Annotated in this window: 5 protein-coding genes; 3 read left to right on the top strand and 2 right to left on the bottom strand. The window is 52.2% G+C overall.

Annotated features, from left to right (window positions below):
• Positions 1 to 275: 275 nt before the first annotated feature.
• Positions 276 to 1,238 (bottom strand): ribonucleoside-diphosphate reductase small subunit, encoded by a 963-nt coding sequence (locus KYK14_RS21685; RefSeq protein ID WP_185281623.1) that lies wholly within the window; start codon positions 1,236 to 1,238, stop codon positions 276 to 278.
• A 56-nt stretch (positions 1,239 to 1,294) separates the two neighbouring features.
• Between KYK14_RS21685 and KYK14_RS21690 the strand changes: the two genes are divergently transcribed.
• From KYK14_RS21690 to rpmA, 3 genes are all read left to right on the top strand, one after another.
• A complete protein-coding gene (locus KYK14_RS21690) occupies positions 1,295 to 1,495 on the top strand; it encodes a hypothetical protein (RefSeq protein ID WP_219161742.1) in 201 nt (66 codons plus the stop codon).
• A 212-nt stretch (positions 1,496 to 1,707) separates the two neighbouring features.
• Positions 1,708 to 2,013 carry a 50S ribosomal protein L21 gene (rplU, locus tag KYK14_RS21695; protein ID WP_185281621.1) on the top strand — a complete coding sequence of 102 codons (306 nt, stop codon included), beginning with the start codon at positions 1,708 to 1,710 and terminating at the stop codon, positions 2,011 to 2,013.
• A gap of 114 nt (positions 2,014 to 2,127) precedes the next feature.
• The gene (rpmA, locus tag KYK14_RS21700; protein WP_185281620.1) at positions 2,128 to 2,433 is read left to right on the top strand and encodes a 50S ribosomal protein L27; all 306 of its coding nucleotides are present in this window, start codon (positions 2,128 to 2,130) and stop codon (positions 2,431 to 2,433) included.
• Between the two features lie 75 nt (positions 2,434 to 2,508).
• Here rpmA and KYK14_RS21705 read toward each other — a convergent pair whose 3' ends face one another.
• Entirely contained in the window at positions 2,509 to 3,279 is a 771-nt protein-coding gene (locus tag KYK14_RS21705; RefSeq protein ID WP_219161743.1) for a cyclase family protein, read from the bottom strand.
• Positions 3,280 to 3,470: the final 191 nt, after the last annotated feature.

The raw sequence follows: 3,470 nt of genomic DNA on the forward strand, positions 1-3,470 counted from the left end.
GGAAGGGAAGGGAAGGGAAGGGAAGGGAAGGGAAGGGAAGGGAAGGGAAGGGAAGGGAAGGGAAGGGAAGGGAAGGGGAAGGGAAGGGTAGGGTAGGGTAGGGTAGGCACAAAAAACGCCTGTCATCCTGAGCGGAGCGAAGGACCTTCTCACAGTAGAAAAACCATCGTACCAACGACTCGTTCTACCGTGAGAAGGTCCTTCGCTCCGCTCAGGATGACAGGCGAAAAAAGTTGCCTAATAGCAGCTATTAGCTAGGGCAGGAATAGCTAGAATTAAAAATCCTCGTCCAGCGAGAAAACGTTGTCGTTTCGCTCGCTCATCACGCCGGCTTTCTGGTATTCAGCCACGCGCTTCTCGAAGAAGTTAGTCTTACCCTGCAACGAAATCATCTCCATGAAATCGAAGGGGTTGGTGGCGTTGTAGATCTTGCCGCAGCCCAACGCCACCAGCAGGCGGTCGGCCACAAACTCGATGTACTGCGACATGGTAGTGGAGTTCATACCAATCAGGTTGACGGGTAAGGCGTCGGTCACGAACTCCTGCTCAATGCTCACCGCGTCGCGGATGATTTCCTGCACGCGGGCCTCAGGCAGCTTGTTGTTGAGGTGGTCACGGTAGAGCAAGCAGGCGAAGTCGCAGTGCAGGCCTTCGTCGCGCGAAATCAGCTCGTTGCTGAAGGTCAGGCCGGGCATCAAACCACGCTTTTTCAACCAGAAAATAGAGCAGAACGAGCCCGAGAAGAAGATGCCTTCCACGGCCGCAAAGGCAATCAGGCGCTCGGTGAAATTCTCGGAGTTGATCCATTTGATGGCCCAGTCACCCTTCTTCTTCACGCACGGCACAGTTTCTAAGGCGTTGAACAGGCGGTCTTTTTCCTGCGGATTTTTCACGTAGGTGTCAATCAGCAGCGAGTAGGTTTCGGAGTGGATGTTTTCCATCATCACCTGGAAGCCATAGAAGCAGCGCGCCTCTGCCGATTGCACTTCCTGCATGAAGTTGACGGCCAGGTTTTCGTTTACGATGCCGTCGGAAGCGGCGAAGAAGGCCAGCACGTGAGAGATGAAGTGCCGCTCGCCATCATTCAAATTATCCCAGTCCTTTTGGTCTTGACCCAGGTCAATTTCCTCGGCAGTCCAAAACGAGGCTTCTGCCTGCTTGTACATCTGCCACATATCGTTGTGCTGAATGGGAAACAGCACGAAACGGTTGGGATTTTCGGTCAGTAAGGGTTCCATAAGCTGAAGTAAGTAGTAGCAGAGTAAGGATACAATACCAGCCAAGCTGGTCGGTAATGCAACACGCCAAAAAGCACAAGGTTGTTGCAAAAATGGTGAGTGGGGCACTTACCATTTCTTCAAAGATAGGCGACCTGCTTCCGAACCGGGCCGTGGAACGTTATTTTTTGTATGTTAATTTTTTAGTATGGTCTATTTCAACTGATGAGCGTTTTTCTCAAAATGGGATGGTGAAAAAAGCCAATCTTATCAAATAGAGAATAGTTATCCACATTTTGAGTGTGGACAATGTAGTTTATCCACAAAATTCGTATTCGCGTGTTCCTTAATAGAAGGTTTACACATAACGACCGGGTAAAAAGGAGCGCTGGCAAAAGGCGAGTAAATGAAGATTAGCGAGTTAGGCTTGCAATTATGAATTTAACGGCGTACTTTTGCCTTCCATTTTTCAGAAACCGCGAAGACACTGATGTACGCAATCGTCGATATAGCTGGCAAGCAGACCAAGGTCGAAGCCGACAAGTTCGTTTACACCCACAAGCTGGCTGGCAACGTCGGCGACTCGGTAGAGCTGGGCAATGCCCTGCTGACCGATGATAACGGCACCATCTCCATTGGTGCTCCCACCCTGGACGTGAAAGTAACGGGTACCATCCTGGCGCACGTAAAGAGCGACAAAGTATTGGTATTCAAGAAGAAGCGTCGTAAAGGTCACCGCAAGTTGAACGGTCACCGTCAGGACTACACCAAAGTACAAATCAACAGCATCGGCTAGTTTTTCAATAGCTGTTAGCTGATGGCTTTTAGCCGTTAGCAGGCAATTTGACTAGCTTGCGCTTTACACAGAAAGCTAACGGCCTACAGCCACTAGCTAAAAGCTTAAAAAAACATGGCACACAAGAAAGGTGTCGGCTCGTCTAACAACGGCCGCGAATCGCATAGCAAGCGCCTTGGCGTGAAAATCTACGGTGGTCAGAGCATCATCTCCGGCAATATCATCGTGCGTCAGCGTGGTACCAAGCACCACCCCGGCCAGAACGTGGGTATCGGCAAGGACCACACCCTGTTCGCTATGATCGACGGCACGGTACAGTTCCGCAAGGGCCGTGGCGACCGTTCGTTCGTATCGGTTGTTCCTGGTGAGGTAGTTGCTTCGGAAGTAACCACTTCGGCCAACGCCGCTGCTGCCGAATAGGTAGTAACAGTTGATTATACTCAAAGGGGCCATCCACACGGATGGCCCCTTTGCGCATTGTGGGCTTACCAAGTGCTATTTCAAAAGTGCGTAGAGGATGGGTTTGCTGGGACTGGCGTCCAGCACCAGACTTGTAATTTGCAGATTGAGTAGGTAGAGGCCATCCTCCACCGCATCGGGCACAAAGATCAGTTCCGTGATGGTGGCCGTATGCCGCGTAGCGTGAGGATACTGCCAAAAGGCATGGTGGGCCAGTAACTGGCCGCCATCCTCTTCGCGGTCTACGCTGGGCAAGTCTACTAATAGATGCTCTGTGTGGCGCTCGGCTAAGTAGTGTGCTAAGGCAGGCTCCAGATAGGTAGGGTTGGTGCCAGAGTAATGACGAGTACGCTTTGCCCGATGGTTGGGCAAGGTGCGCAATACAAGCGCCTCGGGCATGATGGCTGCGTCGGGGCCTTTCTCCAACTCGCGCTGCACGTCGGCCAGCAGCACTACCTGGTCGCCGTTGGGTAGAGGGCGCGGCTGCACCGATACCAGCCGGGCCACAAACAGAAAGCGGCGTAAGCAATTGCTGAGTAATGCATCCGGCTCGGCCGAGATATGGCCGTAACACTCCGTATGCGTGCCGTTGCCATGGGGCGTGAGGTGTACGCGCTTATAGTTGGTGCTACCCCCTTCGGCTACGCTGCCTACAAAATCGCCTACTCGGATGGTTTCTACCTCCACCGGCTCGGCCCAGAAACAGTTCACCTGCTCTAGGCCAGGCGCCAAGGGGAGGGAAACATCCAACGGCGCGCTAGGGTCGAAAGAGTATGTGCGGCCGTGGTAAGGGTAGGTAGCGAGCATGTGGTGGAATAGTGAAACTGTAAATTGCCTGTCATTCTCTAGTTGTCATCCTGAGCTTGCGAAGGACCTTATCACGCCTGAACGAGTCGTTGTTATGACCATCGTTCTAACGTAATAAGGTCCTTCGCAAGCTCAGGATGACAATTAGAGAATGACAGGCAATTTTTACGACAAGCGGCCTTCTGACTTCA

Source organism: Hymenobacter profundi (assembly GCF_019334315.1).
GTDB classification, from domain to species: domain Bacteria; phylum Bacteroidota; class Bacteroidia; order Cytophagales; family Hymenobacteraceae; genus Hymenobacter; species Hymenobacter profundi.

Bases quoted from the DNA above. Each gene is read 5' to 3' on its own strand.
- KYK14_RS21690 (WP_219161742.1), top strand. From the start codon at position 1,295: ATGCAACACGCCAAAAAGCACAAGGTTGTTGCAAAAATGGTGAGTGGG.
- rpmA (WP_185281620.1), top strand. From the start codon at position 2,128: ATGGCACACAAGAAAGGTGTCGGCTCGTCTAACAACGGCCGCGAATCG.
- rplU (WP_185281621.1), top strand. From the start codon at position 1,708: ATGTACGCAATCGTCGATATAGCTGGCAAGCAGACCAAGGTCGAAGCC.
- KYK14_RS21705 (WP_219161743.1), bottom strand. From the start codon at position 3,279: ATGCTCGCTACCTACCCTTACCACGGCCGCACATACTCTTTCGACCCT.
- KYK14_RS21685 (WP_185281623.1), bottom strand. From the start codon at position 1,238: ATGGAACCCTTACTGACCGAAAATCCCAACCGTTTCGTGCTGTTTCCC.